Origin of the sequence: Labrys methylaminiphilus subsp. lupini, from assembly GCF_051161885.1 — a bacterium.
Taxonomy (GTDB): domain Bacteria; phylum Pseudomonadota; class Alphaproteobacteria; order Rhizobiales; family Labraceae; genus Labrys.
In genome coordinates, this window is sequence record NZ_JBMDIH010000001.1 from 1526912 (window position 1) to 1551663 (window position 24752).

General features: G+C 58.4%; 32 protein-coding genes. 13 read left to right on the plus strand and 19 right to left on the minus strand.

The window, feature by feature from the left end:
- Positions 1 to 11: 11 nt before the first annotated feature.
- The 4 genes from ACN6KF_RS07040 to ACN6KF_RS07055 all read left to right on the plus strand — a co-directional run bounded on the left by ACN6KF_RS07040 (position 12) and on the right by ACN6KF_RS07055 (position 4848).
- Complete coding sequence (locus tag ACN6KF_RS07040) at positions 12 to 1175, plus strand: isovaleryl-CoA dehydrogenase (RefSeq protein ID WP_434956152.1); 1164 nt, start codon at positions 12 to 14, stop codon at positions 1173 to 1175.
- Between the two features lie 98 nt (positions 1176 to 1273).
- Positions 1274 to 2536, plus strand: coding sequence for a thiamine pyrophosphate-dependent enzyme (locus tag ACN6KF_RS07045; RefSeq protein ID WP_434956153.1), 1263 nt, complete (start codon positions 1274 to 1276; stop codon positions 2534 to 2536).
- Positions 2536 to 3549: an alpha-ketoacid dehydrogenase subunit beta gene (locus ACN6KF_RS07050; protein WP_434956154.1), complete on the plus strand. Its 1014-nt coding sequence runs from the start codon at positions 2536 to 2538 to the stop codon at positions 3547 to 3549. The genes ACN6KF_RS07045 and ACN6KF_RS07050 overlap by 1 nt, the downstream gene beginning before the upstream one ends.
- A 12-nt stretch (positions 3550 to 3561) precedes the next feature.
- Positions 3562 to 4848 carry a dihydrolipoamide acetyltransferase family protein gene (locus ACN6KF_RS07055; RefSeq protein ID WP_434956155.1) on the plus strand — a complete coding sequence of 429 codons (1287 nt, stop codon included), beginning with the start codon at positions 3562 to 3564 and terminating at the stop codon, positions 4846 to 4848.
- 48 nt (positions 4849 to 4896) lie between these two features.
- Here ACN6KF_RS07055 and ACN6KF_RS07060 read toward each other — a convergent pair whose 3' ends face one another.
- The 4 genes from ACN6KF_RS07060 to ACN6KF_RS07075 form a co-directional block, all read right to left on the minus strand.
- The gene (locus ACN6KF_RS07060; protein WP_434956156.1) at positions 4897 to 5424 is read right to left on the minus strand and encodes a DedA family protein; all 528 of its coding nucleotides are present in this window, start codon (positions 5422 to 5424) and stop codon (positions 4897 to 4899) included.
- Positions 5425 to 5677: 253 nt separating this feature from the next.
- Positions 5678 to 6544, minus strand: coding sequence for a glycosyltransferase family A protein (locus tag ACN6KF_RS07065; protein WP_434956157.1), 867 nt, complete (start codon positions 6542 to 6544; stop codon positions 5678 to 5680).
- Positions 6545 to 6573: 29 nt separating this feature from the next.
- Positions 6574 to 7686 carry a class I SAM-dependent methyltransferase gene (locus ACN6KF_RS07070; protein ID WP_434959631.1) on the minus strand — a complete coding sequence of 371 codons (1113 nt, stop codon included), beginning with the start codon at positions 7684 to 7686 and terminating at the stop codon, positions 6574 to 6576.
- 739 nt (positions 7687 to 8425) lie between these two features.
- On the minus strand, positions 8426 to 8887 hold the full coding sequence (locus tag ACN6KF_RS07075; RefSeq protein WP_434956158.1) for a thermonuclease family protein: 462 nt from the start codon (positions 8885 to 8887) through the stop codon (positions 8426 to 8428).
- A gap of 92 nt (positions 8888 to 8979) precedes the next feature.
- On the opposite strand from ACN6KF_RS07075, the gene ACN6KF_RS07080 reads away from it, so the two are divergent.
- Positions 8980 to 9234, plus strand: coding sequence for a hypothetical protein (locus tag ACN6KF_RS07080; RefSeq protein WP_434956159.1), 255 nt, complete (start codon positions 8980 to 8982; stop codon positions 9232 to 9234).
- Between the two features lie 10 nt (positions 9235 to 9244).
- Here the strand turns inward: ACN6KF_RS07080 and ACN6KF_RS07085 are convergent, their stop codons facing one another.
- From ACN6KF_RS07085 to ACN6KF_RS07100, 4 genes are all read right to left on the minus strand, one after another.
- The gene (locus ACN6KF_RS07085) at positions 9245 to 9664 is read right to left on the minus strand and encodes a type II toxin-antitoxin system death-on-curing family toxin (protein ID WP_434956160.1); all 420 of its coding nucleotides are present in this window, start codon (positions 9662 to 9664) and stop codon (positions 9245 to 9247) included.
- A gap of 303 nt (positions 9665 to 9967) precedes the next feature.
- Positions 9968 to 10309 (minus strand): hypothetical protein, encoded by a 342-nt coding sequence (locus tag ACN6KF_RS07090; RefSeq protein ID WP_434956161.1) that lies wholly within the window; start codon positions 10307 to 10309, stop codon positions 9968 to 9970.
- A gap of 290 nt (positions 10310 to 10599) precedes the next feature.
- Complete coding sequence (locus ACN6KF_RS07095) at positions 10600 to 10860, minus strand: hypothetical protein (RefSeq protein ID WP_434956162.1); 261 nt, start codon at positions 10858 to 10860, stop codon at positions 10600 to 10602.
- Positions 10857 to 11123 (minus strand): hypothetical protein, encoded by a 267-nt coding sequence (locus ACN6KF_RS07100; RefSeq protein ID WP_434956163.1) that lies wholly within the window; start codon positions 11121 to 11123, stop codon positions 10857 to 10859. Before ACN6KF_RS07100 ends, ACN6KF_RS07095 begins: the two co-directional genes overlap by 4 nt.
- 140 nt (positions 11124 to 11263) lie before the next feature.
- Between ACN6KF_RS07100 and ACN6KF_RS07105 the strand changes: the two genes are divergently transcribed.
- The 7 genes from ACN6KF_RS07105 to ACN6KF_RS07135 all read left to right on the plus strand — a co-directional run bounded on the left by ACN6KF_RS07105 (position 11264) and on the right by ACN6KF_RS07135 (position 14851).
- Positions 11264 to 11665, plus strand: coding sequence for a hypothetical protein (locus ACN6KF_RS07105; RefSeq protein ID WP_434956164.1), 402 nt, complete (start codon positions 11264 to 11266; stop codon positions 11663 to 11665).
- A 9-nt stretch (positions 11666 to 11674) separates the two neighbouring features.
- On the plus strand, positions 11675 to 12343 hold the full coding sequence (locus tag ACN6KF_RS07110; RefSeq protein WP_434956165.1) for an SOS response-associated peptidase: 669 nt from the start codon (positions 11675 to 11677) through the stop codon (positions 12341 to 12343).
- Positions 12344 to 12372: 29 nt separating this feature from the next.
- Entirely contained in the window at positions 12373 to 12621 is a 249-nt protein-coding gene (locus ACN6KF_RS07115; RefSeq protein WP_434956166.1) for a hypothetical protein, read from the plus strand.
- A 21-nt stretch (positions 12622 to 12642) separates the two neighbouring features.
- Complete coding sequence (locus tag ACN6KF_RS07120; RefSeq protein WP_434956167.1) at positions 12643 to 13041, plus strand: hypothetical protein; 399 nt, start codon at positions 12643 to 12645, stop codon at positions 13039 to 13041.
- A 20-nt stretch (positions 13042 to 13061) separates the two neighbouring features.
- On the plus strand, positions 13062 to 13481 hold the full coding sequence (gene fosX / locus ACN6KF_RS07125) for a FosX/FosE/FosI family fosfomycin resistance hydrolase (RefSeq protein ID WP_434956168.1): 420 nt from the start codon (positions 13062 to 13064) through the stop codon (positions 13479 to 13481).
- A 94-nt stretch (positions 13482 to 13575) separates the two neighbouring features.
- Positions 13576 to 13962, plus strand: coding sequence for a YrhB domain-containing protein (locus ACN6KF_RS07130; protein ID WP_434956169.1), 387 nt, complete (start codon positions 13576 to 13578; stop codon positions 13960 to 13962).
- 145 nt (positions 13963 to 14107) lie between these two features.
- Positions 14108 to 14851 (plus strand): hypothetical protein, encoded by a 744-nt coding sequence (locus tag ACN6KF_RS07135; RefSeq protein ID WP_434956170.1) that lies wholly within the window; start codon positions 14108 to 14110, stop codon positions 14849 to 14851.
- 330 nt (positions 14852 to 15181) lie between these two features.
- On the opposite strand, the gene ACN6KF_RS07140 is transcribed toward ACN6KF_RS07135, so the two are convergent.
- From ACN6KF_RS07140 to ACN6KF_RS07185, 10 genes are all read right to left on the minus strand, one after another.
- On the minus strand, positions 15182 to 15547 hold the full coding sequence (locus ACN6KF_RS07140; RefSeq protein ID WP_434956171.1) for a hypothetical protein: 366 nt from the start codon (positions 15545 to 15547) through the stop codon (positions 15182 to 15184).
- Positions 15548 to 15769: 222 nt separating this feature from the next.
- Positions 15770 to 16063 carry a hypothetical protein gene (locus ACN6KF_RS07145; RefSeq protein WP_434956172.1) on the minus strand — a complete coding sequence of 98 codons (294 nt, stop codon included), beginning with the start codon at positions 16061 to 16063 and terminating at the stop codon, positions 15770 to 15772.
- Positions 16060 to 16701, minus strand: coding sequence for a hypothetical protein (locus tag ACN6KF_RS07150; RefSeq protein WP_434956173.1), 642 nt, complete (start codon positions 16699 to 16701; stop codon positions 16060 to 16062). The genes ACN6KF_RS07145 and ACN6KF_RS07150 overlap by 4 nt, the downstream gene beginning before the upstream one ends.
- 49 nt (positions 16702 to 16750) lie before the next feature.
- The gene (locus tag ACN6KF_RS07155; RefSeq protein WP_434956174.1) at positions 16751 to 17074 is read right to left on the minus strand and encodes a ubiquitination-like system serine protease family protein; all 324 of its coding nucleotides are present in this window, start codon (positions 17072 to 17074) and stop codon (positions 16751 to 16753) included.
- Between the two features lie 7 nt (positions 17075 to 17081).
- On the minus strand, positions 17082 to 17603 hold the full coding sequence (locus tag ACN6KF_RS07160) for a glycoside hydrolase family 108 protein (protein WP_434956175.1): 522 nt from the start codon (positions 17601 to 17603) through the stop codon (positions 17082 to 17084).
- Between the two features lie 337 nt (positions 17604 to 17940).
- Positions 17941 to 18483, minus strand: coding sequence for a hypothetical protein (locus ACN6KF_RS07165; protein ID WP_434956176.1), 543 nt, complete (start codon positions 18481 to 18483; stop codon positions 17941 to 17943).
- Between the two features lie 141 nt (positions 18484 to 18624).
- Positions 18625 to 20526: a hypothetical protein gene (locus tag ACN6KF_RS07170; RefSeq protein ID WP_434956177.1), complete on the minus strand. Its 1902-nt coding sequence runs from the start codon at positions 20524 to 20526 to the stop codon at positions 18625 to 18627.
- A 136-nt stretch (positions 20527 to 20662) separates the two neighbouring features.
- Positions 20663 to 21028 carry a septal ring lytic transglycosylase RlpA family protein gene (locus ACN6KF_RS07175; RefSeq protein WP_434956178.1) on the minus strand — a complete coding sequence of 122 codons (366 nt, stop codon included), beginning with the start codon at positions 21026 to 21028 and terminating at the stop codon, positions 20663 to 20665.
- A gap of 79 nt (positions 21029 to 21107) precedes the next feature.
- On the minus strand, positions 21108 to 22025 hold the full coding sequence (locus ACN6KF_RS07180; protein ID WP_434956179.1) for a hypothetical protein: 918 nt from the start codon (positions 22023 to 22025) through the stop codon (positions 21108 to 21110).
- A 186-nt stretch (positions 22026 to 22211) separates the two neighbouring features.
- A complete protein-coding gene (locus ACN6KF_RS07185; RefSeq protein WP_434956180.1) occupies positions 22212 to 22907 on the minus strand; it encodes a NeuD/PglB/VioB family sugar acetyltransferase in 696 nt (231 codons plus the stop codon).
- Positions 22908 to 23127: 220 nt separating this feature from the next.
- On the opposite strand from ACN6KF_RS07185, the gene ACN6KF_RS07190 reads away from it, so the two are divergent.
- On the plus strand, positions 23128 to 23892 hold the full coding sequence (locus ACN6KF_RS07190) for a formyltransferase family protein (RefSeq protein WP_434956181.1): 765 nt from the start codon (positions 23128 to 23130) through the stop codon (positions 23890 to 23892).
- 2 nt (positions 23893 to 23894) lie between these two features.
- On the opposite strand, the gene ACN6KF_RS07195 is transcribed toward ACN6KF_RS07190, so the two are convergent.
- Complete coding sequence (locus tag ACN6KF_RS07195) at positions 23895 to 24737, minus strand: glycosyltransferase family A protein (RefSeq protein WP_434956182.1); 843 nt, start codon at positions 24735 to 24737, stop codon at positions 23895 to 23897.
- Positions 24738 to 24752 lie beyond the last annotated feature (15 nt).

Genomic DNA, 24752 nt, shown 5'->3' on the forward strand with positions numbered 1-24752 from the left:
GGAGAGGGCTCATGTATGACGGCGGCCTGAACTTCAATCTCGGCGAAGACATCGAGGAATTGCGCCGCATGGTGCAGCGTTTCGCGGCGGAGAAGGTTGCGCCGCGTGCCGCCGCCATCGATCGCGACAATGCCTTTCCGCGCGACCTGTGGCCCGAACTCGGTGCTCTCGGCCTGCTCGGCGTCACTGCCGAAGCGGAGTACGGCGGCTCGGGCATGGGCTACCTTGCCCATTGCGTCGCCATGGAGGAAATCAGCCGGGCCTCTGGCGCGGTGGGGCTTTCCTATGGCGCTCATTCCAATCTGTGTGTCAACCAGCTCACCCGCCATGCCAATCCCGATCAGAAGCAACGTTATCTGCCCAAGCTGATCTCGGGCGAACATGTCGGCTCGCTGGCGATGTCGGAGGCCGGCTCCGGCTCGGACGTGGTATCGATGAGCCTCAAGGCCGAGGCTCGCGACGGTGGTTTCGTCCTCAACGGCACCAAGATGTGGATCACCAACGGTCCCGATGCCGACGTGCTGGTCGTCTATGCCAAGACTGATCCGGCCGCCGGCCCGAAGGGCATCTCCACCTTCATCGTCGAGCGCGGCTTTGCCGGTTTCCGGACCTCGCCCAAGCTCGACAAGCTCGGCATGCGCGGCTCCAGCACCTGCGAGTTGGTTTTCGAGGATTGCTTCGTGCCGTCAGCCAATCTGCTCGGCAAGGTCGGCGATGGTGTCCGCATCCTGATGTCCGGCCTCGATTTCGAGCGGGTGGTGCTATCGGGTGGGCCGATCGGGTTGATGGCTGCGGCGCTCGACCTCGTCGTGCCCTATGTCCATGAGCGCAAGCAGTTCGGCGAAGCCATCGGCACCTTCCAGCTGATGCAGGGCAAGCTCGCCGACATGTACACCCTCTACAATGCCTCGCGCGCCTATACCTATGCGGTGGCCGCTGCCTGCGACCGCGGCGAGGTTGCCCGCAAGGACGCCGCCGGCTGCATCCTCTATTCGGCCGAGAACGCCACCAGGGTCGCACTTGAGGCCATTCAAGCCCTGGGCGGCAACGGCTACATCAACGATTTTCCGGCCGGACGCCTGCTGCGTGACGCCAAGCTTTACGAAATCGGCGCCGGCACCTCCGAAATCCGACGCATGCTGATCGGCCGCGAGATCTTTCGCGAGACGAGCTGACATCGCAGGACACGCCCGAAACGATACGGCCAGACGCATTCTCACGCCAGCCGGACAGCACGACGGTCACAACAAGACCTCCTGGGAGCGCCCGTTCGATGACCAAGAAGACCACGCTCAGCCTGCACATTCCGGACGCACGCTTCCGGCCGGGCGATACGCCCGATTTCAGCTATCTCAATCTGCCGGGTGCGGGCGAGGCCCAGCGCCCGCCGGTCGGCGCCGTCGCCTCGGAAACCCGCGACCTTGCCTTCGGTCTGGTGCGGGTGCTCGACGACGAGGGCAGGGCGCTCGGCCCCTGGGATCCCAAGCTCGATGCCGATACCCTGCGCAAGGGCCTGCGCGCCATGATGCTGACGCGCTATTTCGACGACCAGATGTTCAAGGCACAGCGCCAGGGCAAGACCTCCTTCTACATGAAATGCACCGGTGAGGAGGCGGTCGCTGTCGGCCAGGCGCTGGCGCTGGAAGCCGGTGACATGTGCTTTCCGACCTACCGCCAGCAAGGCCTGCTGGTGGCGCGTGGCTGGCCGCTGACCGACATGATGTCGCAAATCTATTCCAACGGGCAAGACAGGCTGAAGGGGCGGCAATTGCCGGTGCTCTATTCCGCCAAGGAGGCCGGTTTCTTCTCCATTTCTGGCAATCTCGCCACCCAGGTGCCGCAGGCCGTCGGCTGGGCCATGGCGTCGGCCTACAAGCGTGATCGCCGCATCGCCGCGGCCTGGATCGGCGACGGTTCCTCTGCCGAGGGTGATTTCCACCACGGCATGGTGTTCGCCTCGGTCTATCACGCGCCAGTGCTGATCAATCTCGTCAACAATCAATGGGCGATTTCATCAAGCCAGGGCGTCGCCGGCGGGGAGGAGGCGACCTTCGCCTCGCGCGCCATCGGCTTTGGCATGCCGGGCATCCGGGTCGACGGCAACGATCTGCTCGCCGTCTATGCGGTGACGCGCTGGGCCGCCGAGCGGGCCCGCTCCAACCATGGCCCGACCCTGATCGAGCTGTTCACCTATCGCGTCGCGGCTCACTCTACCAGCGATGATCCCGGCCGCTATCGCCCGGGCGACGAGGAGAAGTACTGGCCTTTCGGCGACCCGGTCGAGCGCCTGAAACGCCATCTCATCGGCCTGGGCGAATGGAACGAGGAGCGCCATCAGGCGCAGGCAAAGGAATTGCAGGCCGAGGTCAAGGCGGCCAATGTCGAGGCCCAGCGCCACGGCATTCTCAGCGACGGGCCGCATCACGGCAATGAGACCATGTTCGAGGACGTCTTCAAGGACATGCCCTGGCATCTCAAGGACCAATTGGCCGAACTCAACCAATTCGAAGCCGCCAATAAGAAGGAGGGCAAATAATGCCCGCCATGAACATGGTGCAGGCCCTCAACTCGGCCATGGATGTCCTGCTCAAGAATGATCCCAACGTGTTGATCTTCGGCGAGGATGTCGGCTTTTTCGGCGGCGTGTTCCGCTGCACTGACGGCCTGCAGCAACGCTACAGCTCGCAACGCGTCTTCGATACCCCGATCGCCGAAGGTGGCTTGATCGCCATTGCCATCGGCATGGGCGCCTATGGGCTGAGGCCCATCGTCGAGTGTCAGTTCGCCGATTACATCTATCCCGGCTTCGACCAGATCGTCTCGGAAGCGGCCCGCCTGCGCTATCGCTCGGGCGGAGAATTCACCTCGCCGATCACCATCCGCTCGCCCTATGGCGGCGGCATTTTCGGCGGTCAGACCCACAGCCAGAGCCCGGAAGGCCTGTTCAGCCATGTCTGCGGCATCAAGACGGTGATCCCGTCCACCCCTTATGATGCCAAGGGCCTGCTGATCAGCGCGGTCGAGGACGACGATCCCGTGCTGTTCCTCGAGCCGAAGCGACTCTACAACGGTCCCTTCGATGGTCATCACGACCGCCCGCTGAAGCCCTGGACCGATCAGGCCGGGGCCGACGTGCCGACGGGGCATTACAAGGTGCCGCTCGGCAAGGCCGCAATCGTGCGGGAGGGCAGGGAACTGACCATTCTGGCCTATGGCACCATGGTGCATGTGGCCGTAGCCGCGACGCAGGAGACCGGTATCGATGCCGAGATCCTCGATCTGAGGACGATTCTGCCCGTCGACATCGAGGCGATCGAGGAATCAGTGAAGAAGACGGGCCGCTGCCTGATCGTGCACGAAGCGACGCGCACCGGCGGCTTCGGTGCCGAATTGTCGGCGCTGGTGCAGGAGCGCTGTTTCCACCATCTGGAAGCACCGATCGAGCGTGTCACGGGTTGGGATACGCCCTATCCGCATACCTTCGAATGGCAGTATTTCCCCGGCCCCAGACGGGTGGGGGAAGGCATGCGCAAAGTGATGGCAGGCTGAGGGGAGACGATCATGAGCAATTTCGTGTTCAAATTGCCGGATGTCGGCGAAGGCATCGCCCAGGCCGAGATCGTCGCCTGGCATGCGGAGATCGGGCAGGAGATCCAGGAGGACGACCCGCTGGTCGATGTGATGACCGACAAGGCGACGGTGGAGATCACCTCGCCCGTGTCGGGCCGCATCCTGGCGCGTCATGCCGAGGTCGGCGTGATGGCTTCGATCGGCAGCGAATTGGTGGTGATCGATACCGGTGGCGAGGCCGAGGCGCCTGCTGTCGAGCCCGTGGCCGCCTCCACCCCGGCGCCGGCGAAACCCGCCAAGGCACCTGCCAAGACCCCGTCAGCCCCGGTGCCGGCTGCTGCGCCTGCTGCCGCGACGCCGCATGCGGTCACTCCGGCAGTCTCGGGCAAAGTCCTGGCGGCACCGGCTGTGCGCTCCCGGTTGGCGGCTCTCGGGCTTGATGGTGCCAAGATACGCGGCAGCGGTCCCGATGGGCGCATCGAGCATGCAGATCTCGACGATCATCTGACCCGCAGCCAACCCCAGGCCCCGGCCTCAGCCCCGGCCGCACGCGCGCCCGTGCCACCGCCCCCCACGGTCGGCGATGACAGCATCGAAGATATCAAGGTGATCGGCCTGCGACGCCAGATTGCCGAGCGCATGCTGGAAGCCAAGCGCAGCGTGCCGCATTTCACCTATGTCGAGGAGATCGACGTCACCGCCCTCGAAGCGGCGCGCGCCGAGATCAATACGGCCGCCGTCGGCTGGCCGAAGCTGACGCTGCTGCCCTTCCTGATCAAGGCGATGGTGCGCGGCATCGCCCAGCACCCCATCGTCAACGCCCGCTACGATGCCGAGGCGGCTGTCATCCATCGTTACAACGCCGTGCATATCGGCGTGGCGACGCAGACGCCCCGCGGCCTGGTGGTGCCGGTAATCCGCCATGCCGAAATGCTGACGCTGCATCAGCTCGCTGCCGAGATCGTCAAGCTCAGCGAGCTCGCCAGAACCGGCAAGGCCAGCCGCGAGGTACTGACGGGCTCGACCATTACGGTCTCCAGCCTCGGGGCGCTCGGCGGCATCGCCGCGACGCCGATCATCAATCCGCCCGAGGTCGCCATCGTCGGCGTCAACAAGATTGTCGAACGGCCGGTGGTGAAGAACGGTCAGATCGCCGTCGCCAAGCTGATGAACCTCTCCTCATCCTTCGATCACCGCATCGTCGATGGCTTCGATGCCGCCGCCTTTATCAAGACGGTAAAGGGCGAGTTGGAGGCACCGGTTCGGCTGATGGTGTAGTGTCTTTCCGGATCGGGATTCGAAGATGCTGCCCCATCCAAACCCCTATCAGAACAGCGATTGCAGCCAGTTCAGCCCCAGGGCACCGGGCGCCAGCACGCCGAAGGCCCAGATCACGGCCGAGGAGGCGTTCACGAGCTGAAACAGGAGTGCCGGCATCTGGCAGATGCCGGCAACCAGCGGTACTGAGGCCCGCAGAGGCCCGAGAAAACGACCGAAGAAGACGCCGAGCGTACCCCACTTCTCAAAGAAGCGATGGCCGCGCGGCAGCAGGTCCGGATAGCGCGAGAGCGGCCAGTAATGGGCAGCGCGATTTTCAAGCTTGAGACCTATCCAATAGGACAGCCAATCGCCCAGAAAGGCCCCCAGCGCCGCCGCAGCCCAGAAGGGCCAAAGCGACATGCCGCCTTCCCCGATGAGAAAACCGATTCCGAGTAGGATGACCGTCGCCGGAACCAGCAGCGAGACGAAGGCGAGCGATTCCCCGAAGGCCAGCAGCAGCACAACGAGGATGCCCCAGCCTTCATGCGCGCGGACAAAGGCGATGACGGTTTGCGTGATATCGGCGAGTGTCATAGGGCGCAGGGACGCGGTTTCATAACGGGGGCAGATGCAATATGCGGGCGGGACATCCGCACGCCACGACGGATTTGAGCGATGGCCCGAGGGGCCAGCATCCGTCGTATTCGGCTCGAATCCGTAACGCGACCGCAGTAAGGGATAGCCGCGCTGCCGTGTCAATTTACGGAGTTGTAAGGGGGCGATCAGGCACGCTCCGCCCAACGCGTCTTTGCGATTCTTACCGCCGCCGGCAAATCACAAAGTACCTCTAGGGGCAAACTTGCCTTTTCAGCTTTCGTACCTTTCTCGCCGGATAGATCCGATGCTCGACGAACCAGGAAATGAGATAGGCAAGCAAGGCCTTGCTGATCCAGCCAGCGGCGTGGAACCCGGATTTGCTTTGGAGGAAGTCCCGCGCGGCGTTCCTGTAGGTCACCACGTTTTCAAGCTTGATGGTGAGCTGCTCGGGCGCTGCCTTGTAATCACGCTCGATGATCCGCTGGTAGAAGGTCGATCGGTTCGACCCGGCGACGCGAGTGCGGTAGAGAGTTTCGAAGAGAACGACGAAATCTCCGCCCCAGGCGAACGGGTAGCAGGGGATCACCTTGTCGAGACGGTCCTGGAGAGTTCGTGTTCTCCACAGGCTGTATAGCCAGCTTGCATGCGCTCGTTTCATCAGGCGAATGCTCGCCGTGCGTCCTGTCGGCAGGCCTTCGAGCGCCGGGGTGACGATTTTTTTCCGGGAGCGATGTTCTCGCAGGGTCTCGACGCGTCCGACGGCAAGTTCCGCATCCGGGTGCGAATCCAGGAGCTCTACCATTTCTTCGAGGTAATTCTCGTCGCTGTGATCGTCATAGGCGCGCCATATGAAGTATTCGCTGTCGCATGCCTTCGCCAATGCGACCAGGTTGGGCCACGCGCCGATATTTTCTTCATTGAGGTGATAGGAGAAGCGAGCGTCCAGGTCGACATATTCCTTGCAGATCGCCGGGGTGTTGTCAGTGGAACGATTGTCGAAGATCACAACCTTGAAATTGATGAAGGTCTGTCTGCGCAGATTTTCAAGGCAGGAACGCAGCAACTCTCCGCCGTTGAAAATCGGAACACCGATGGTGACGCGCTGAACTGGTTTCATGAAAGGGGCTTTCTCGGCAAATGACGCAGTCATGCAGCGGACGCAGGCTGCGCGTCACCTCGGGGCAGGGGCGCTGCCGGTGTGCCTTCGAGACCGATGACCTCGGCGCTGCCGCCGAGTGCGCGAAACATGACATCGACCTCGTCGCGGTAGAGCGGATTGGCGACGATGATCGTCCTGACGCCAGCTTGCACGGCTTCCTGGGCCGAAACGATTCGATGGCCTGTGATCGGTACGAAGCATCCCTGCTTGGCCGGATTGATATCGACCAGCATTTCGATCAGGTCGCTGCCGGGATCTACCAATTGGGTGAAGCCGACACCCTTCGCCGCCGCTCCCCACACTGCAACCGGCCCCTGGCTCTCGGCAACCAATCCACGCCAATAGGCGATGTATTGCTCGCGATACGCGATCAGATTCGGAAGCTCCGGCGGCCTGTAAACCGTGGATGGCCGTGCCGTTGCAAGAAAGTACTGGTCTCCGAAGACCGAGGTCGAAGACACCATGTCGAAGCCGCTCAACCGGCATGCCATGGCAAGACTCGATGGCGTATAGAATGAACAGGTTTCGTAGAATATATCTTGGATGGCTCTATTATTCAGAACCCATGCAGCGTCGGGCGATTCAATGAACAATGTGGTTTCATTGTCATCGATAACTTCGCGTAGCAAAGTCAGGAATTCGACGGGATCTTGCACGTAACCAAGTACATGCCTGAGAATGATTAGGTTTGGTTTTACCGAAAGAATTTTAGAGGAAGACTTGTTGAAATATTGACCATGAATGTTGATATTGTTGCCAAACGCTCCCTTCAATCCTCGATACGCCGGATCGAATCCATCGATCGTTTCGATTCGATTGTCCTTGTCCATTCTGATCAGATGGCAAAGGAATTGTCCTTGTCCGCACCCGATTTCCAGAATTCTAAGTTTTTCTACAAAATTTATGCTTTTAATTGCTTTTGAGGCGACCTCGTCTAGGTACGACCTGTAAGAAGACGAATAGGTTCCATCTTGTTCGTACTCGCCGTCAAAATGTATAGATTCCACTGTGAAGGCATTATTCCATAAAAATCCGCATCTCTTGCATCCGATAACATGTAAGTTTCTTGATGGAAATCTTATTGCATTTGAATGGTTCACCGGAAGGCGATTTGAAAATACAGGTGCATGTCTACGTTCTTCGACAACTTGGACATCGTCGAATCTGCACAAGGGACAATTGATATTTGTGTGGTTCTTAAACAATTTTGGGAGCTCTAAGGATGAACTTTTATTACTCCGCTGAAGTATGTAAGTAAACGTGACTCCGCCGTGAATTTGCCGCAAGAGAGAAACAATTTAGCATTGTAGATGAACGCTGCGGCAAGAACGCAAGGATCCGGCGCTGAATGGGCGTTCATATGGGCAAGAATGCCAGCATGGAACGGTTGCCGGTCGCTAGCTGGGTCGATGTGGCTGAGCCGGGGGGCGTCTAAGGCCTAAGCCGCGCTCCTGTCGGAGGCATTCGACGTGCGCTCGGGTCGAACTGAAGTCGACGGATGGCCATGAAGATGCCAGATGCCGAGCGTCGACACGGTGGGGGTGCTAATCCCGACAATGGCAGCCTCTGATCAGATTTATCGAGACTGGATCTATGAGAAGATTTTTCGGCGGGTATGGAGAGGGCAGCAAAATCAGGCTTTGCGCCTCTGACCAAGTCAATGCTGACTTAGCGGTGTGGCGCGCCCTAGGGGCCACTCACGATCGAGTAAAATCAATTAGTTATGGCCTTCGGACGTCGCACCTTTCAGGGGTGATTTGTTGGGTATTTCGGCGAGGTGTGTCGCACCTTTGGGCTGCAGATTCGGCGCCAGCTCCCGCAACAGAAAAAGCTGGGCGTCTAATTTGATACAGGCCCGCACCACCATAGTCGCCGTTCTTCGCGCGCTGCCGACCCAGACTTCCAAGGTCGAGCCAGGTCTTCCCGAACAAGCTGCATGCCGGCGTTGACCCCTGAAGGGCTACCGATTCGCAGCGCGCCGAGCGTGCGTCCGTACAAGTCCCGGTGCCCGTCACGTTCCACGTAGACAGTCTTGCGTCTGATCAACTGCACCAACCTCGCCTTCGCTTTCAGGCCCTGTTGCAGGCCCTCGCGGCAATCAGGATGGAAGACCTCTGGCGCGTCGATGTCGCGTAGCCTTACTCTCTCGGAGCAACCCCGGGCTGGTTTCTTGCAGGGCAGGGCAACCGTATCGCCGTCGAGAACGATGATGCGATTTCCGTCGACCGGTTCATAGGTGGCGGCCGCAGCCGGCGATACGAGGAGAAGCGTGGTTAGGGCGATACGCAGAACTGGTTTCATTCTTCTCTCTTAGCATCAGGCGCCTACCAGTTTCGATGCCTTGGGCACCCTCAGAATGCGCCATCTTCCAATTCGGTGTAGTATGTCCTCTCATGAGCGCTCCCATCGCCGGCCCTCGGCGAATCAGTGACATCTCCGACCGCCTGCTGGAATGCGAGGAGGCTTTGGAGCGCGCCTTTCAGGACATCGTCGAGCGCGCCGAACGGGCAGGGTGGGATACGATCGAGATCACCGTCGCGCTGCAGAGCCTCGCCGATCACCACATGCTGATGAAGGCAGCAGATGCTGGTACCGAAGGGATGATCGCTTTCGTGAACGAGCGACGGAGGTCGCGTGGATGCGATTAAGCCATATCCACTAAAGCTGGTAGAATCCGAAATCAGTGGCGACAATAAGCCTTCGAGAAATCCACTCCTCGAGTTGTTCCTCTGATATTTCACCAGCAGCCACACCTAAAACGGTGTTGATCGCGTCTTCCGTTTCGACGCGTAGCGCGGCTCCATTGATGGACAGAAACATGTTGCCAATCACCCAAGCCGTTCGCTTGTTGCCATCCGCAAAACCGTGATTGCGAGCCAAGCTGACAATGTAACTGGCTGCCAGCCGAGCCAACGTTGGCGGAGTGTCGGGCGAGCTAAAGTGAAGTATCCATTTTGGATTGGCTAAAGCAGATTGAAGAGAGCCCTCATCCAGAATGCCGCTTGGACCACCGAACTCGCGTAATTGTTCTTCGTGCGTCTCAAGAACATCTTCAAGTTCAATCCAATGGCATTGCATTATTTTGCCAAGGCTCGGAGAATCTCTCTGTCGCGCTGCATAATGACAGCCCGAGCGCGGCGCTTATTTTCAAGCAAACGGTCGCGCAGATATTTCTCTGCCGCCTCAACTACTTCTTCGGGCACAGGTGTCCCTGCGCTGTAGTCTGCGAGTGCTGACTTAGCGTCTTGTACGGGCGAATTTGGCGTTAAGATCGCTGGGCGATCTTTGACCTTCGTTGGCAACTTTTTTCTCCGACGAGCCCTCATTTGTAATCCTCATACGTTATCACTTCAATTGGGCATTTGAGCGGCATTTTGCAGCCTAGCTAGAGTTGGGCACCCACCGGCCGCGCACTTTGCGCAGGCCTTTTCGTGCCATGTAGGCTGCTCGCTCCTCATCGTTCCAGGCCTTGCGGTTGAACCACTCGCCGCCGAATTGAGCCTGAAAGCGCTCGGCGTGCTCTTTCTCGGCGAAGCAGAAGACGAAGTAATGCACGGCATCCCGGCTGACCGAGTGTCCTCTAGAGCAAAGGCTCAGGCCTTCATCGCGGCAAAAGCCATGGACCACGTCATGGTTTCTGCCGCCACAGGTTTCCCAAGGAATGCGGATCTGGTGGGGCCAGCCGTAGTCGATGCCAGAGGCACGCAGCTCGTTTCGTCTCATGTCATTCCCTCGACGGCCGGATCACCATTCCCTCGAAGAAATCGACGCGCTTGGTGTGCCATCCGCCGTTGTCCAATTGGAATGCCAAGCTCCCCGTTGTCGGCCGCGCTCCGCACCGGGCGCACACCGCGCATCCAAAGAGCGCGAAGAGAGAGCCCGGCCGCCTAAGCATGTGCTGCAGGAAGTCGATCTTGCCTTCATGCTTGCAACGCCGACACTCGATCGACAGATGCGTCCAGCCGAACTCGAGCGCTTGATGAATTGTCTGGGGTGGGTTGTCTCTCCCCATGTCAGTCGTCCGGTTTGTAGGGGATCGGAACCTCGGCGCGGGTCAGGAGATCCTCCCAACGCCCTCGCGAATAGCCCCGCGAGATGTCCCGCGCGAGCTGCGCGATCTCTTCGTTTCGTTGTTCAAGCTCGGTCTGGCAATGATCCAGCGCCACCAGCAGGACGCGCACGGCCGCTCTCGCGTCGCCATCACAGGCTACGATTGCATCGTCCACACTGGTTTCGAGATCATTGGTAGCCGGCTCTGGGGCCGGCTGCGTCATCGAGGCGCCCGAAGCGGGTCGCGCCATTCTTCGGCCGGCAGACCTTTCAATTCTCGGATCTCGGCCTGGTGCAGGCGATCGAGCCGCTCTATCCGATCAAGAGATTCTTCGTTCTCCTGATGTGAGATCAGAGCCACGCGATAGAGCCAGAGCAGCGCCGTATTCGCGCTTGCGCACTCTGCGATGACCTTCTGCGACGCATCCTCTTCATCCTGCGTTGCAGCGGCTCGGTTCGGCCTTTCAAGATAGTCCCAGACCTCCATTGGAGCCTCCGTCTGTCGTGTCGAATGGCGTAAAGGCTAGTCCCGTTTTTTCGACGAGTCGAGAATTTTGTTCTCATTTTGTTCACGGCATGGTATCTCCGTCTCACGCATCCATTGATGGCAATCAGCAGGAGTGCCCAATGAACCTGAACGCGAATTTCAAGGGAAATTTACGGCCGGGCGATACCAAAAAGCTCGCCATTTACGTGCCTGGCGCGACCGAGGAAGAGTTGGAGAAAGGGCACAGGGCGGCCCTGGCCTTCTTCGAGGAGAACATGTGCCTTCCCGCCCAGGCTGCTGCTGCGTTCTTCAAGCTCGAAGGCATCGAATTCGACCCCGATGTCGAGATGACCGATCGTGAAGTTCGCATTGCCGATGTGTGGCAGGAGGCGCAAGAGGTTGCGGCAGAGGCCATTTGCGAGGGCTGGCGCGAGCCCGCCAAATCTGCAAGCTTCGCGCTCGGCATAAGCGCCAAGAAACTCGCGGCAGAGTGCGAGGAAAATCGCAAAATGCGAGGAGATAAGACACTCCCGCATCGCTAGGGGGCTGTTGTGTGCAATCTGTTCAACCAGCGAATGAAGCAAGAAGAACTGCGGCTCCTCGGGCCGGTCATTCGAGACACGATCAATTGGCCAGATGCGGTCGACGTCTATCCCGATTATCCGTCGCCGATCATCCGTGACGGTGCAGATGGTGTCCGCGAGCTCGTATTGGCCCGCTGGGGAATGCCGACGCCTCCGAAATTCCTCGAGGGAAAAAAGAGCGATGCCGGCGTCACCAATATCCGCAACGTATCCTCCCCCCATTGGCGCCGTTGGCTCGGGACTGAAAACCGCTGTTTGGTACCGATGACGGCCTTCTCCGAATATTCCGACAGCGAAAAGAACGAGAAGGGCGGCAAGGCGCTGAAGTGGTTCGCCCTCAACGACAATCAGCCGATCGCATTCTTCGCCGGCATCTGGACCAACTGGACTTCGGTCCGGAAGGTGAAAGAGGGCGAGGTCACGGCGGATGTCTTCGGGTTCCTGACGACCGAGCCGAATACAGTCGTGAAACCGCATCACGCCAAGGCCATGCCCGTGATCCTCACGACTGCTGAGGAGCGTGAGACGTGGTTGCGGGCGCCATGGGGTGAGGCCAAGTTCCTGCAGCGCCCGCTGCCAGATGATCAGCTCGTGATCGTTCCGAGGCCGGCGAATGCGAGCTCCACGGAGCGATGAAGCCCTGGCCTGAACTTCGGCGGGGCGCTGTGCTGCTGCTCAAACAAATGCCGTGGCCCAATCATCCGGCCACGATCCTGCCAGGAGAGCCGCCCGAGCTCGTGCCCGGCGAACGGACCGGCCTGGGCGCCTTCATAGTCACCGCGACCTTCACTGCGATCATTGTGCGCGTTGACAACATGAGCTTCAGACTGGAGCCAGAGGGCGGGAAACTCGGCACCAGGTGGGTCATTATCTGGGCTCGAACAGAAACCGAATCTACACCGTTCCGTCGCTGAGTCCGTTGAGAGGTAGAGACGATGGCCGATCCCGCTGAGCTGCTGTTCGATCTACCGTTTGACGGAGAGATATCGATGCGAGCCGCCCTTGCTGTAGCCACATCCTATGCCGGCCCGTTCGCTGATGAGCTGGCCAAGCTCATGAAGACGAACCCGACGGTCGACCCGAAGCGCTGGGAAAGGGCAAAGCTCGATGCCATTGAGTTCCTGGCCGATTGGGGCCATGAGGCCGCCGAACTGGGGTGGACCGCTGAAGACCTTTTCAGCCTGCATGCCGTTGCGCCGCTGACCCGCTATGACGTTATGGGCCTAGTCTGGCTGCTCAACGGCAAGGAAGTCAGCGCGATCGACGAGCGGACAGCGAAGGTGGGGCCTACGACGATCTATCGAAATATGGGTCCGAATGGACGGGTTGCCTGAAGCGAAAGAAGGAGAAGGATTTGGTTCGGGGCCTCAGTCACATGACGTTCATCGTCCGCAATCTTGATCGTATGCAGGAAATTCTCGAAAAAGTATTCGATGCCCGGAAGATATATGACAGCGGCACGGCAACATTCTCTCTCTCGAAGGAGCGTTTCTTCCTCATCGGCGAACGCGATGAATCGATATGGGTCGCGACAATGGAAGGCGAGCCGCTTCCGTCACGGACTTACAATCATGTAGCCTTCAAGATCGCCAACGAAGATTATGAAGACTACTTGCAACGTGTTCGCTCACTTGGCCTTGAGGTCCGGGAAGGTCGTTCGCGAGTGCCGGGAGAAGGGCAGTCAATCTATTTCTATAGTGACGACAATCACATGTTTGAACTGCACACGGGGACTCTAGAGGAACGTCTGAAACGCTATGCGGAAGGCCGCTAACTGCGTTGTCGTGGGAATCCTGACTTTTGAAGCGTCGCAAAAGTCAGCGATTCATGCGGTACAAAACTCGGGGATTTCATGACATAGGATTGCTATGGACAAATCATATGCACTTGCGGTCGTGCGCGCTTATCTTCAAGGTCTTACGGAAGGTATGCAGCAACAAGGCAATCCCCCGCTTGCCGTTGTTGGCGAGTACCGGCTGATGGATCCAGACGGATGGTGCTTCTATTGGAATACCCAAAAAAGCGTCGAAACTGGCCGTGCCGAAGACAGGCTTATAGGTCAAGGACCAACCATCGTTCTCGCAGATGGTCGATTGTTTGCCGGCGGTTCGGCCGATGCGATGTTCGAGGATAGAGGGGTTCCGCGCGTCTTGAAGCGGCACGGCATAGACATTGAACATGTGGTATGGGCAGAGGGATCAGAAGCGCCGGATGCCTTTTACTCGACTGTCCAGCCCTTGTCGCAAACTCCCTGATTTTTGAACCGCATCGCCCGGCGTCGAAATCACTTGGATTTCGCTGTCACACGTTCGGGCCCAAAAGAGAAACTTTAATCGGGATTAAAAAGATGTTGCCGCCTGGGGCGGAGCCGAACTTGCCAATGCGCACGGAACCAAGAATATGCGTGGGATCGATCTGGATAATAAGCTCGGCCTGATATCAACAGATCCTGTTACTAGGGCTGCGGCAGACCGAATTTCAGGGCGCAATCATTGCACCTGCCTCGCTGTCAGAGGCAAGTCCGGTCATCCTGGCATTCCAAGACTTCACATCGAGCGCCAGAATTACAGCGTGCCGGGCTGGGCAGCCACTGTGGCGGTAGTTCGCGAAAAAACGGCGGAGCGATCCGAAATCTTTGAGCCTTCCGCCCATATATTATGGGACGACTGGATGAAGGTAATCACCCTGCCTGCCGAAATAGGCTACTTGAAAGCCGTAAGACAGGTCCGGCTTTACGGTAGTCACCTGCGTTGCATCCCGCCCGAAATCGGGCGGATGGCTTCGCTGGAAAATCTGGATATCTATACGTCCTATTCTCTGCATTGGCTTCCCTATGAGATCACGCGCTGCGATTCGCTTCGCGAAAGCCGTATGAGCACAAGAGCGCTATATGGAAATCGGAAGACAGGACTTCCTTTTCCTAGATTAAATGGCCCAATCGAAAGCCTCATGCCTTCAACGTGCAGCGTGTGTGATCGCTCCTTCGATGGCATTATGCCCAAGCTTCATTGGATCACCTTGCGCGTAGGTACGGATGAAGCCCCTCTTTTGGTTCACAGCTGTTCGAGGGAGTGCACGCTATCTCTGCCGGCACCGCCGCTCGGCCATTATCCTGGCCCGCATCTAGGCGACATATCTCGTTGAAAGAGAAGTGGCGATCGATCGGGTTTGCCGCGTAAACCCCGACTTTTGGAGAGGGCGCTCTGCGTTTGAAAATGCTGGGACCCATTTGTTGCAAAAGTCACGAGCAAAACTCGACATCTGCAAACGATATTTGCGACGTATTTGGACTGGGGCCAGAAACGCAAAAATCGCCCCCAGCCCGAAGGCTAGGGGCGAGTGTGCCGCTGTCGGTGCGGCGGAAATAAAGGCTTTACGTTCGTCGCATCAATTCGCAGTGCGAGGCAATTCAGCGTCGCAGGCAACAGACTTGGCCCGGCGTGTCCGACATCGCCGGGTTTTTTATTTGCCTGCTTACGGCCCCCAGCCGAACAGCTTCTTGGCAAACGACACGACTGCCGAGAAGTTGGTAATCAGCATCCAGAAACCGGTGCCGATGGCTGAGATCGTGATGCCAGCGAGGGTGACGACGCCCATCAGCTTTCCGTCGAACTGCTCGAGCTTCACGATTCTAGCATCGTGCCCGTTCACGGCATCCGGCAGTGGGTTGAGCTTGTTTTCGACCTTATCCAATTTCTGCAGGATCCGGTGGTTCTCTGCGATGGACTGTTTGAGGTCGTTGGTAATGGACTGCATGTCCTCGCGCATCATCTCGACCTTGGCGTCGAGTTCCCCCACGGCGCGGTGCAATTCTGCTTCTCCGTATGATCGTGCCATCATCCCTAACCCCAACATGCGAAGAAGCGGCGCAGTGCCATTGAGCAGCGTGTCCCTCAGGGACCAGGTGAAAGGCCGCGGCATAGCCTGGTCTCGCGATCCAAACGGTCGAGATCCCCGACGACAGGAAAAGCATCGGGATGAGCATCGAGATAGTCGGCAGCACGATTGAGCGATGACGCCGGCAACGGATTGGGGCAGATCGGAGCAAGCTGGCGCTTGATCTCAGCTTGCCGGTTTGCTGCCTTCGCCGGCACCGTTGCCACTGCCTTGGGCGGCGGCGCGTGCGCGCAGCTCGGCAGCCAGATCGCCAGCAGAGCCAGCGGGAGTAAGTTGCGAGCGCGCATCGGCAACTCCGGTGATGACCTGTTGGGTTTCGGTGGCAGCAGATGAGACGGCCGCGTTCCTGATCGCCTCATCTGCCTTCTGCTGGGTCTGCCAAGCCGTCAGCCAATCGGTAGCGGCCTTGCCGAAGGCGTCGAGGAACAGAGCCAGCAGCGCAGACCAGAACGCGCTCATGCGGCTGGCGCAGGGGCAGGGGCGGGCGACGGTGCCGCCGGCGCGCTTCCAGTGATTACCGGCGTGCCATTGATCGAAGAGACGCCGGCCGCCGGATCAAGATTTAGCCTGGCAATGATCTTCTGGGGGATGGCATCGAGGCCGCCCATCCATTCGATCAGCCACTGCGGCGCATGGACCGTGACATAGTTCAAAGCCTGAGCGAGTACAGCGTTGCCGACATTGACGTTCAGCGTTTTGCCCGCCGTGGCGCCCTCGACAGCGTTGATCGCATAGCCGATCGCTTTGGTCAGCATCTGGTCGACTTGGGCAGTGGTGATGATCTGCGCGATCTGTGCCGGGAGCTTCCGGACGATCCAGGCGATCAGAGCGCCGGCAATCGCAAGGACGACGGTGCCAATATCGCTGATCCATTGCCCGATCGGCAGGGACACTGCAGTAGAAGCCGCGTCGGTCGCTGTCTGAGCGAGTGCCGGTGCGACGAGAGCAAACAGTGCCACAACACCGGCCCAGGCATAGGCGGGGAGGAGGGGAGTGACGACGCCGACGGAGAAGACCACCAGGCCGACAATCGGGTGGAAGAAGACAGACGTCACCAGCGCGAGCGCCAGCAGCGCCGCGAGATAGAAGCGGTTCATTGGAGGATCCTGCTGTGAGTAGGGATGCTCGGCAGCCGGCCGGGCGCGGTTACTCGAAGTCGGAGAGAGGGACGGTCTGCCCTGCGAGAGCGTGGGTACAGTCGCTGAGGAACTGGATCAGGCCGTCCCTCACGAAGGAATGGCAAACTAACTTGCGATCCTTCGAAGTGTCGTCGAACTCCTCAGGAACCTCGCTGGGTTCGGACCAAGTCACCAAGACCGACGGTGTGAAAGTTGGACGCTCGTAGTTGCCGTTGAAACCCCAACGAGGCCCGGGCCCACCGCCGACCATGACCTGATGAAGCTCCTTGCAGCCTGGGCACATGAAGCCCAGTCGCCCGCCCTCGAAGGTGCGGAGAACACCTTTTTTCATCGCGGCCTCACTTGATCATGCCGAGCGCTGTCGCCTGGACATGATTGACGCGGTTGGTCCAGCCACGGCCGAAGGTCAGCCATGTTTTGAGGCGGCGCATGAAGCTGAGGCGGCGGGCGCAGAGCTTACGCACCAGTGCTGCCCGATCGTTGACGCCCTGCACAGCCCGCAGCGTGTTGATGCCGATATTGCCGTCGACTTTGGCACCGAGGCAGGCCTGTAGGTCTCTGATGGCCTGGACGGGTCCGGAATTCACGGCTTCGTCGAAGACGACATAATCGATGGGGGACGGCAGTTCCGCGTAACGGATCGGCTGGGCATATTGCTTGTCGAGGATCCGCGTCGCTTCGGCCAGTGTGAGGGCGGCCACTTCCGGTGGCATTGCTTTCCGACCGAGCTTTCGCCAGGCGCCGAGTGTGGCTGCTGTGATCCCATATTTCGTAGCGCCGCCCGGGTCTTTCGGATGGTTCACGTATCCGCCCTCTGATCCGAAGACGAGCTTGATCGATTGGGCGAGAGTGTCGCTCATTGGAAGGGCCTCGATAATTTTCTCGGTTGGATTCGTGGCGCGATTTCAGGCGCTTGCGCGGAGACGAAGTTCGACGGAACCAAGTCCGGCTTTCAACCGTTCTTCGCGCGCGCCGGAAGATGTGGTGTTGCCGGCGAAGTGGCCCGGCGTGGCTTCCCTGCCGGACGAGCGATGCCGGGCCGCGCTTCTTCACGGAACGGATTTTGGTTTTCTCAGTTTGAACGGGCGAGGTTGAGGGCGCCTTGTGTCAGCCACCGACAAGCGACCTCGCAAAGAGTAGTCCGGCGGCCCGGTTTCTCGTCCCGATGGTCCCCTGCGGGTGCGAGATCCGGGCCGCTCAGGTTGCTGAGAACATCAGCAAGCAGATGCCCCAAAGCGCTCCGGTCAGCAGTTCACCGATAGCGATGCCTCCGGCGGGTCTGACCCGCCATCCGAGTTCGTAGGCGGCAACCTGCAGCGGCCCCAGCAGGACCCATTGCCAGCCGAAGCAGAGCGCCATCGGTATCAGGAACAGCGTTGTCCGATAGCCGTAGGCGAGATGGGGGCTGCCGAAGGACCATCGGATGAATAGTGCCTCGTACCAAGACGGCTCCCGATCTGTAGGCCCTGGACCGCGTCCAAGCCCCTGCAGGAAGCCCCATGCCGGCGTCGACCAGGCGAGCCAGCACAATGCAAAGACGAGGCATGCCGCCCAGCTCGGCAGCCTGAAAGCCGACACGCCCGCCGTCCATGCCATCAGCGCGATGAACGGGGCGGCGGTGATGTCACCATTGCCCGGGATCCGCTGAAGGAGAGCGACGAACTTCGAGCCGAACAGGCCGCCGCCACCGCGGATGTGGTTCATGACGGCGAACATCGGGATCAGCAACAGCCTCACCATTTGCGGATTTCCTTCGAGACTGCGCCCCAATACGGCGCGTCGGGCTGGCTGGTGGCGCATGACACCAAGACAAGCGCCATCAGCCCGGCGAGCAGGGTGCGGATCATGGTAAAGGGTCCGATGAGGGGAGAAGGCGGGCGGTTACGGTGAAAAGCACTGATAATTCACAGCAATTGGCCCATTTGCCCTGCTGTAGATCAACTGCGACTGTGAAACGCTAACTATGGTCACCGGTATGGAACCATTGGCGCTCTGCACGATGCACCGGGGAACCATATTCCACTGTGGTGCCGCGAAGTTAATAGTGCAGGTCGCTGGCCCCGCCGTCGGCCCCTGATCGTTGACGGTCCCAGAAGAATTGGACGACCCTGGAGAAAGCGTCGAGCCGGTGCCGCACAATGCGTAGCTAGTCGTCGTTAATCCGCGCTTGAAGATCTCGAAGTCGTAATAGGTATACGCTCGTTCGGTGCTCGAGATTGGGAAACCGCCGGCCGAAATCACCTCAGTGTCATCGTAGGCATTCGACGGCGGGATGAACCGGGCAGCGGGCGTTCTCCACTTGGTGCCATACTCGGTGATGGTATTGGGTCTCATCCAAAACTGATAGTCCAGGGAGGCATTGTGATAGTTGCTCAGGTAGAAGAACGCTTTCGACACTGTGAGGTTGGTGAGGCCGATTTGGTTATCACCGACCGTGACGTCGCTGGTGCGGGAATTGAAGCGAAATACCGAGTTGACCGTACAGCCCGCGCCATCCGAGCAGAAGATGTTGTTGTCCTTGATGCGGATCGAAGTCGTGTCGAGGTCGTTTTGGCCCGAAACACCCACGTCGCCGCCGAACTCGATGAGGTCGCCACCGCCGACCCATGTCGAGCCGGGGCGCGGCTTATAAATCAGGAACAGAGAGTTCTTCACCGTAACCTGCGTGCCGCCACGCATCTGGATAAACTGGCGCGAACTTTCGGCCGACAGGCCGTCAAACTTGAAGAATAGTCCGCCATAGCTGCGATCATCAGAGGTGACGATGATGCAATCCTGATTGTGGCCGCATCCGGAATTTTGGATTGTGAAGTCCTCGAGACCGATGGTACCTGCTGGCTTCCCAGCGACGAGGGACTTCAGAAAATACGCGGTGCGAAAGCCATGGTTCCCGCTGTCGTACACCTTGTTCTCGAAGGCTGCCGTGCCCTCATAATAGAATCCTGTGCCGGTATTGGACCAGGTTCCATTGGTGCCGCCAGGGTCAGGATTGTAGCACTGCACGCGGGTAAGCAGCGTGCCCTGCGGGTCGGTAAACTTCAGGCAGTTGTTGAAGCCGTCCACTCGCACATTGTCCAGACGGGTCCAGTTCGCCTTGCTGTCGACCAGAGCCCAAGCGGTACTTGTGACCGACTGATAGGCAGGGTCCAGATAAAGGAAGACGTTGCGGATTTCCACACGATCAGGCTGGGGAGCCCCGGCGCAGTGCTCGATACCATTGCCACCATGTTTAACCGTGATCTTGGTAGTGGCATTGTAGGACAGCAGACCTGCGCCCTGGATAATTACTGCCTTGCCGCAGAGCTGTAGCGGCCGGGTCAGCACGATAGAGCCTGGTCCGAGGTTGATCGTCAGATCCCCGGTGGCGGCAGCGACCGCGGAAGCGATGGCAGCTTCGTCGATGTTGTCGGTGAGGGCCTTTGCGCCAGGCAAGATTGCCTGCCACTGCGGAAGGGTCCACCCCGCGGTATTCCTACCGTTCAGGATCGTAATCCCGGAGAGAGGTCTGCTTGTTCCATCGCCCACATAGCCGTAGCCACGCAGATCGGTCTCGGTGATCGTACGGGCGTTGCGAAGGCCGGGCGGCAGATTCCAAGCACCTTTTCCGTCGATGCAACCGAATGGAAGTCCTTTATCGGTCGCTGTGGTGTTGTTCGGATCCCACACGTAGACGCAGCGGGTTGCGCCGGACCCATCAATTTGGAATGTCGGCGTATCCTTGGTTTGAGCAACCGCGATCGTGGAGAAAAGGGCTAGAATGAATGCAAGCAGGATGCGACACATAGGAAGCTCCAAAATTTGGTTGGAAGGAATATTCGGTAACCAGCCGTCAACTGGACGTCGGTAGAAGTGCACCATTCCCTTTGTATTGCGTACCGGGAACATCGAAGGCCCAGCTGTAGGGGCAGCCGGGTCTTCTCTATTTCGCGGCGTCGATGCGAACTTTCACCAATCCGGACATGCCGAGACCTTTTGCCGAGGCGGGATTGAGATCTACGATGCGCCCCCGAATGAAGGGCCCGCGATCGTTTACTCGGCAGATGACGGATCGACTTGTCGAGAGCACCGTCACCTTCAGACGCGTACCAAACCGCGCAGTCCGATGCGCGCATGTCGTCTCTGAGGTTGGGAAGCGCTCGCCGTTCGCGGTGCGCCGGCCGCTTTCACGGCCATACCAGGAGGCAACGCCCGTCTCCGCTCCAAATGCCGGATCGATCGCAACCGTTGCCCAGACCAAGCCGACGGCGAGGGCAATGGTTCCCGCGTCGCGGCGATCGACAGGCAAGGTGACTTCTCCAAACAGAAAAGCCGCCCGGTTGGGCGGCTGAAATGTTGCGTCGATTGACGTCGGTTAGGGGCAGGTATCAGCTAGGGAAGGCCTTTTTTTGCGAAATTGGAGCCTTCCCGGTCAACTTACGAGCAATCGACAGGATGTAATCCCGTATGTCCGGAAACACGTCGATCGGTCCGCGGGGGTAATGCCATTTCAACCATTCGATAGTCTTGCGCCATGGTGATCCTGGCACTGAACGCGCATCGGTTCCCCAGCATCGCTTGACCAAACGGGCACGCTTTCTTCGGCTACCACACGTATATTGAATGGTTCGATTGTCGGCAATCAGAAGGCCCTCTTGCTCTGCAAGCCGGAAGGTTTGGCTCTTCGGCCAATCGTCGGGCAGCCAGCGTCCGCCGAAGCGATCGACAATGATTGGCTTTAGACCCCTGGCAACGATTTGTTTAGTCATGCCATTTGGGCCTGCCTCGAAGCCATTGCCGTCTAATAGTGTGACCTGGGAGCCAGCATCCAGAGAATTGAAGAGATCAGTTCTCACCATGAATGCATTAGATCGGATCCCAACATTGGGAAATGGGGTTTCGTCATTGAGACATTCATATCCGCCGCTGGCGCCAACGATTCCGCAGTCGGGTATGCCGTCGAACGCTGAAACGTAGTGGGATAGCCAGTTCGGCGCGAGGATTCGGCTCCAGGAGAGCAGAGGCAAAACAAACTCAGTCGCGCAAGTCGAGGACACCGCACGGATCACTCCCGTCGGAGGCATTTCGTCAGGATAGTGAATGATCCTTACCGAGGAACCGATCTGCGACGATAAGTTGTCTGTGTAGGGAATTGTCTCGCCAGGCGCGTATCCTTTGGCTGCAATAACCAAATCATATGCAACCCCAGCGGTATTTTCTTTAATGCTTCTAAAGAAAGCGCAGGAATATCTCGGGTCGTTAATTTTTCGCCACAAGAATATTACAGTAACTCGCGCCGTCGACATCTGTTCATCCCTGATGTTCCCTGATCATATATCATGGGTGTGCTGGCGCCTATATACCAAGCTGGAGATGAAAAGCAGATGAGCTTGTCTTCAATGTGACGTCACGCTAGCGTCGGCCGTGCTTAAGGGAAGATTTTATGCGGGCGACTAAGCCGGTTGGCAGCCGGGACAGCATCATCAAGGCGGTTAAAGGGGCGGCGTCCTTGGCACACCTATCACGGTACTGCCGGCGGGGACATCGGTGGTCACAACGACGCCAGCCCCTATAGTGGCGTCATCGCTGATTTTGGTGCCGGGTAGGACCGTCGCACCGGCGCCTACAAAGACACCGTTACCTATTTCGACTTGGGCGCATAAAGTGACACCGGGACCTATGTGTGTCCCGTCTCCAATGGTGCAGCTATCATCGACAACTGCTCGGCTGTTGATGATGGAGCAAGTGCCAATTCTGGCGAATTTCGCCACTACGGCCCCGATGAGGATCTGCGATCCAGTTCCGAGAACGACGTCTGATTCGACTGTCGCTGTGGGGTGTACCAATGAGGCCTGGTTCAGGCCAAGAGCGTCAAGGTCCTTGGCAATAGCAAGGCGATCCCGGCCGCGACCTCCGCCAATAGCTACAGCGTATTTTAGACTACCGGCTCCGCCTGGTCGTTGAGCCAACCACGAAGTCAAACCTTCCATCCCGCGAAGAACTTCGACGCCATCAAATGGTGGCTCGATTTCGCGATTGTCGACCACAGCCGCCACCGGAATGCCGAGATGGCCTAGAAGCTCTCGCAGCACACGGGAATGCCCGGTGCCGCCCCAAAGGATGATTCCAGGTGTTGCTTTTGCCTGCTTGGCGCGAACCGCTTTTCGCAAAGATTGAACGAAATACATAACACACCCACCCCACTGGTGAGAAAGATAACTTGTGAAGCCATTGACGTCGAGTTTTTATGACCGATCAGTTGGCTGGAAACGACGGCACTTTGCCAAATCAGCGTGGCCGTGACATCAACGTGACAATATTTCTCGCGCAGGTGCATTGCTTAGTTGGCGAATGGTCGCTGCATTGCTATCTATCATCTATTGTAGTTGTGCAATGGGGGTTGCACTGGTGGTAGACAGTACGAATCACAATTTAATTATATTTGCAGATGGGCCGGTCGGATTTGAAATTGTAAAATTCGCCTTTTCGAATTTTGCAACAAATCTTTCTGGCGTCGTTGTCACAGATAAGGACAACGAAATTGCAGATTTCGTTAGGGCAGGCGGACGACAGGTCGAAGTTATCGAATGGCGAAAGCCAGATACACAGATTTTCCTGTCGAAATTGCGAGAGCTGAGGTCAGATATATTTCTGTTGGCGTGGTGGCCATATATCGTCAAGGACGAATTGGCTTGTGGCCAAGCCGTAACCCTGAACTTCCATCCAAGCCTATTGCCGTATTGCCGCGGGCAAAATCCGAACTTTTGGAGCCTTGTGTCCGGCGAGCCGTACGGCGTTTCCATACATCACGTCGTGCCCGAGATCGATGCCGGGCCAATCGCGTTCCAATGGGAGATTCCCTATAGCTGGTCGGACACCGGTGGCTCACTATATCGGAAGGGGCAAGACGCAATCGTTGAGCTTTTCAAAGCCAACTACCAGCGGATTCTTGCGCTTGATATTCCAGCGGAACCGCAGCATCCCGATCTTGGAAGCTTCCACTGGGCCAGGGAACTCGACCCGAACTCCCATATAGATCTTGATGCCCCGACTACAGCAAGGGACCTATTCAACCGGCTTCGTGCACGAACATTCCGGCCTTACCGCGGTTGCAGGTTTACTGACGGCAACAATACCTATGACGTCCGAATTGAGATTTCCAAAGTTCGATAGGCCTAAGCGACGGATCCAGCCTTTGCCTTCATCCGTCGCAGCTTTCGGGCCGAATAGACCCGACGCTCGACGTACCAGTGCGCAAGATGGTCGTACATCTGGCGCTCTGCCCAGCCGCCGGCGAGTTGCCGCCGCTTTTCATCGAAATAGCGTTCAGCGTCTGCACGGTAGGCTGCCAGCGTCGAGATTTGGTTGCTGAGATAGTCATCCTGGCTCTTATAGTCGCGTTCTATAATCCGCTGGTAGAAGCATGTCTTGTTCGATCCCACGACACGGGCGCGAAACAAGGTATCGAACATCATCATGAAGTCGCCGCCCCACGAATGGGGATAGAACCTCATGACCTCCGTCCACGCCGTCTTGATTGCCTGGGTTCGCCAGAGACCATAGAACCAACTGGCATGCGCTCCATGCACAGACCGGTAGCTCGCCCATAGGCCACAGCGCGGCCTGCTTGGCGCAGCGGTGTGCCTGGTACTTTGCTTACGGCCGGTTCGCAGGCTGGTCACTCGGCCGACAGCGAGGTCGGAACCTGGATTTTTATCCAGCAGTCCAACCAATTCATCAAGAAAATTGGCGTCCGTATAGTCATCATAGGCCCGCCAGATGAAATATTCGCTCTCAGCGGCATCGAGCAGGGCGCCGAAGTTTTTCCAGGAGCCGATGTTTTCCGAATTGAGATGGTACTCAAATCGCGGGTCGTTCTTGGCATACTCCATTGCGATTTGAGGTGTTTCATCTGTCGAAACGTTATCGAAAATGAGCACCTTGAAATCTTGGTAGGTCTGATTACTGAGATTTTCTAAACAATCGCGGAACATGCCGCCGCCATTATAAATCGGCATGCCAACTGTTATTCT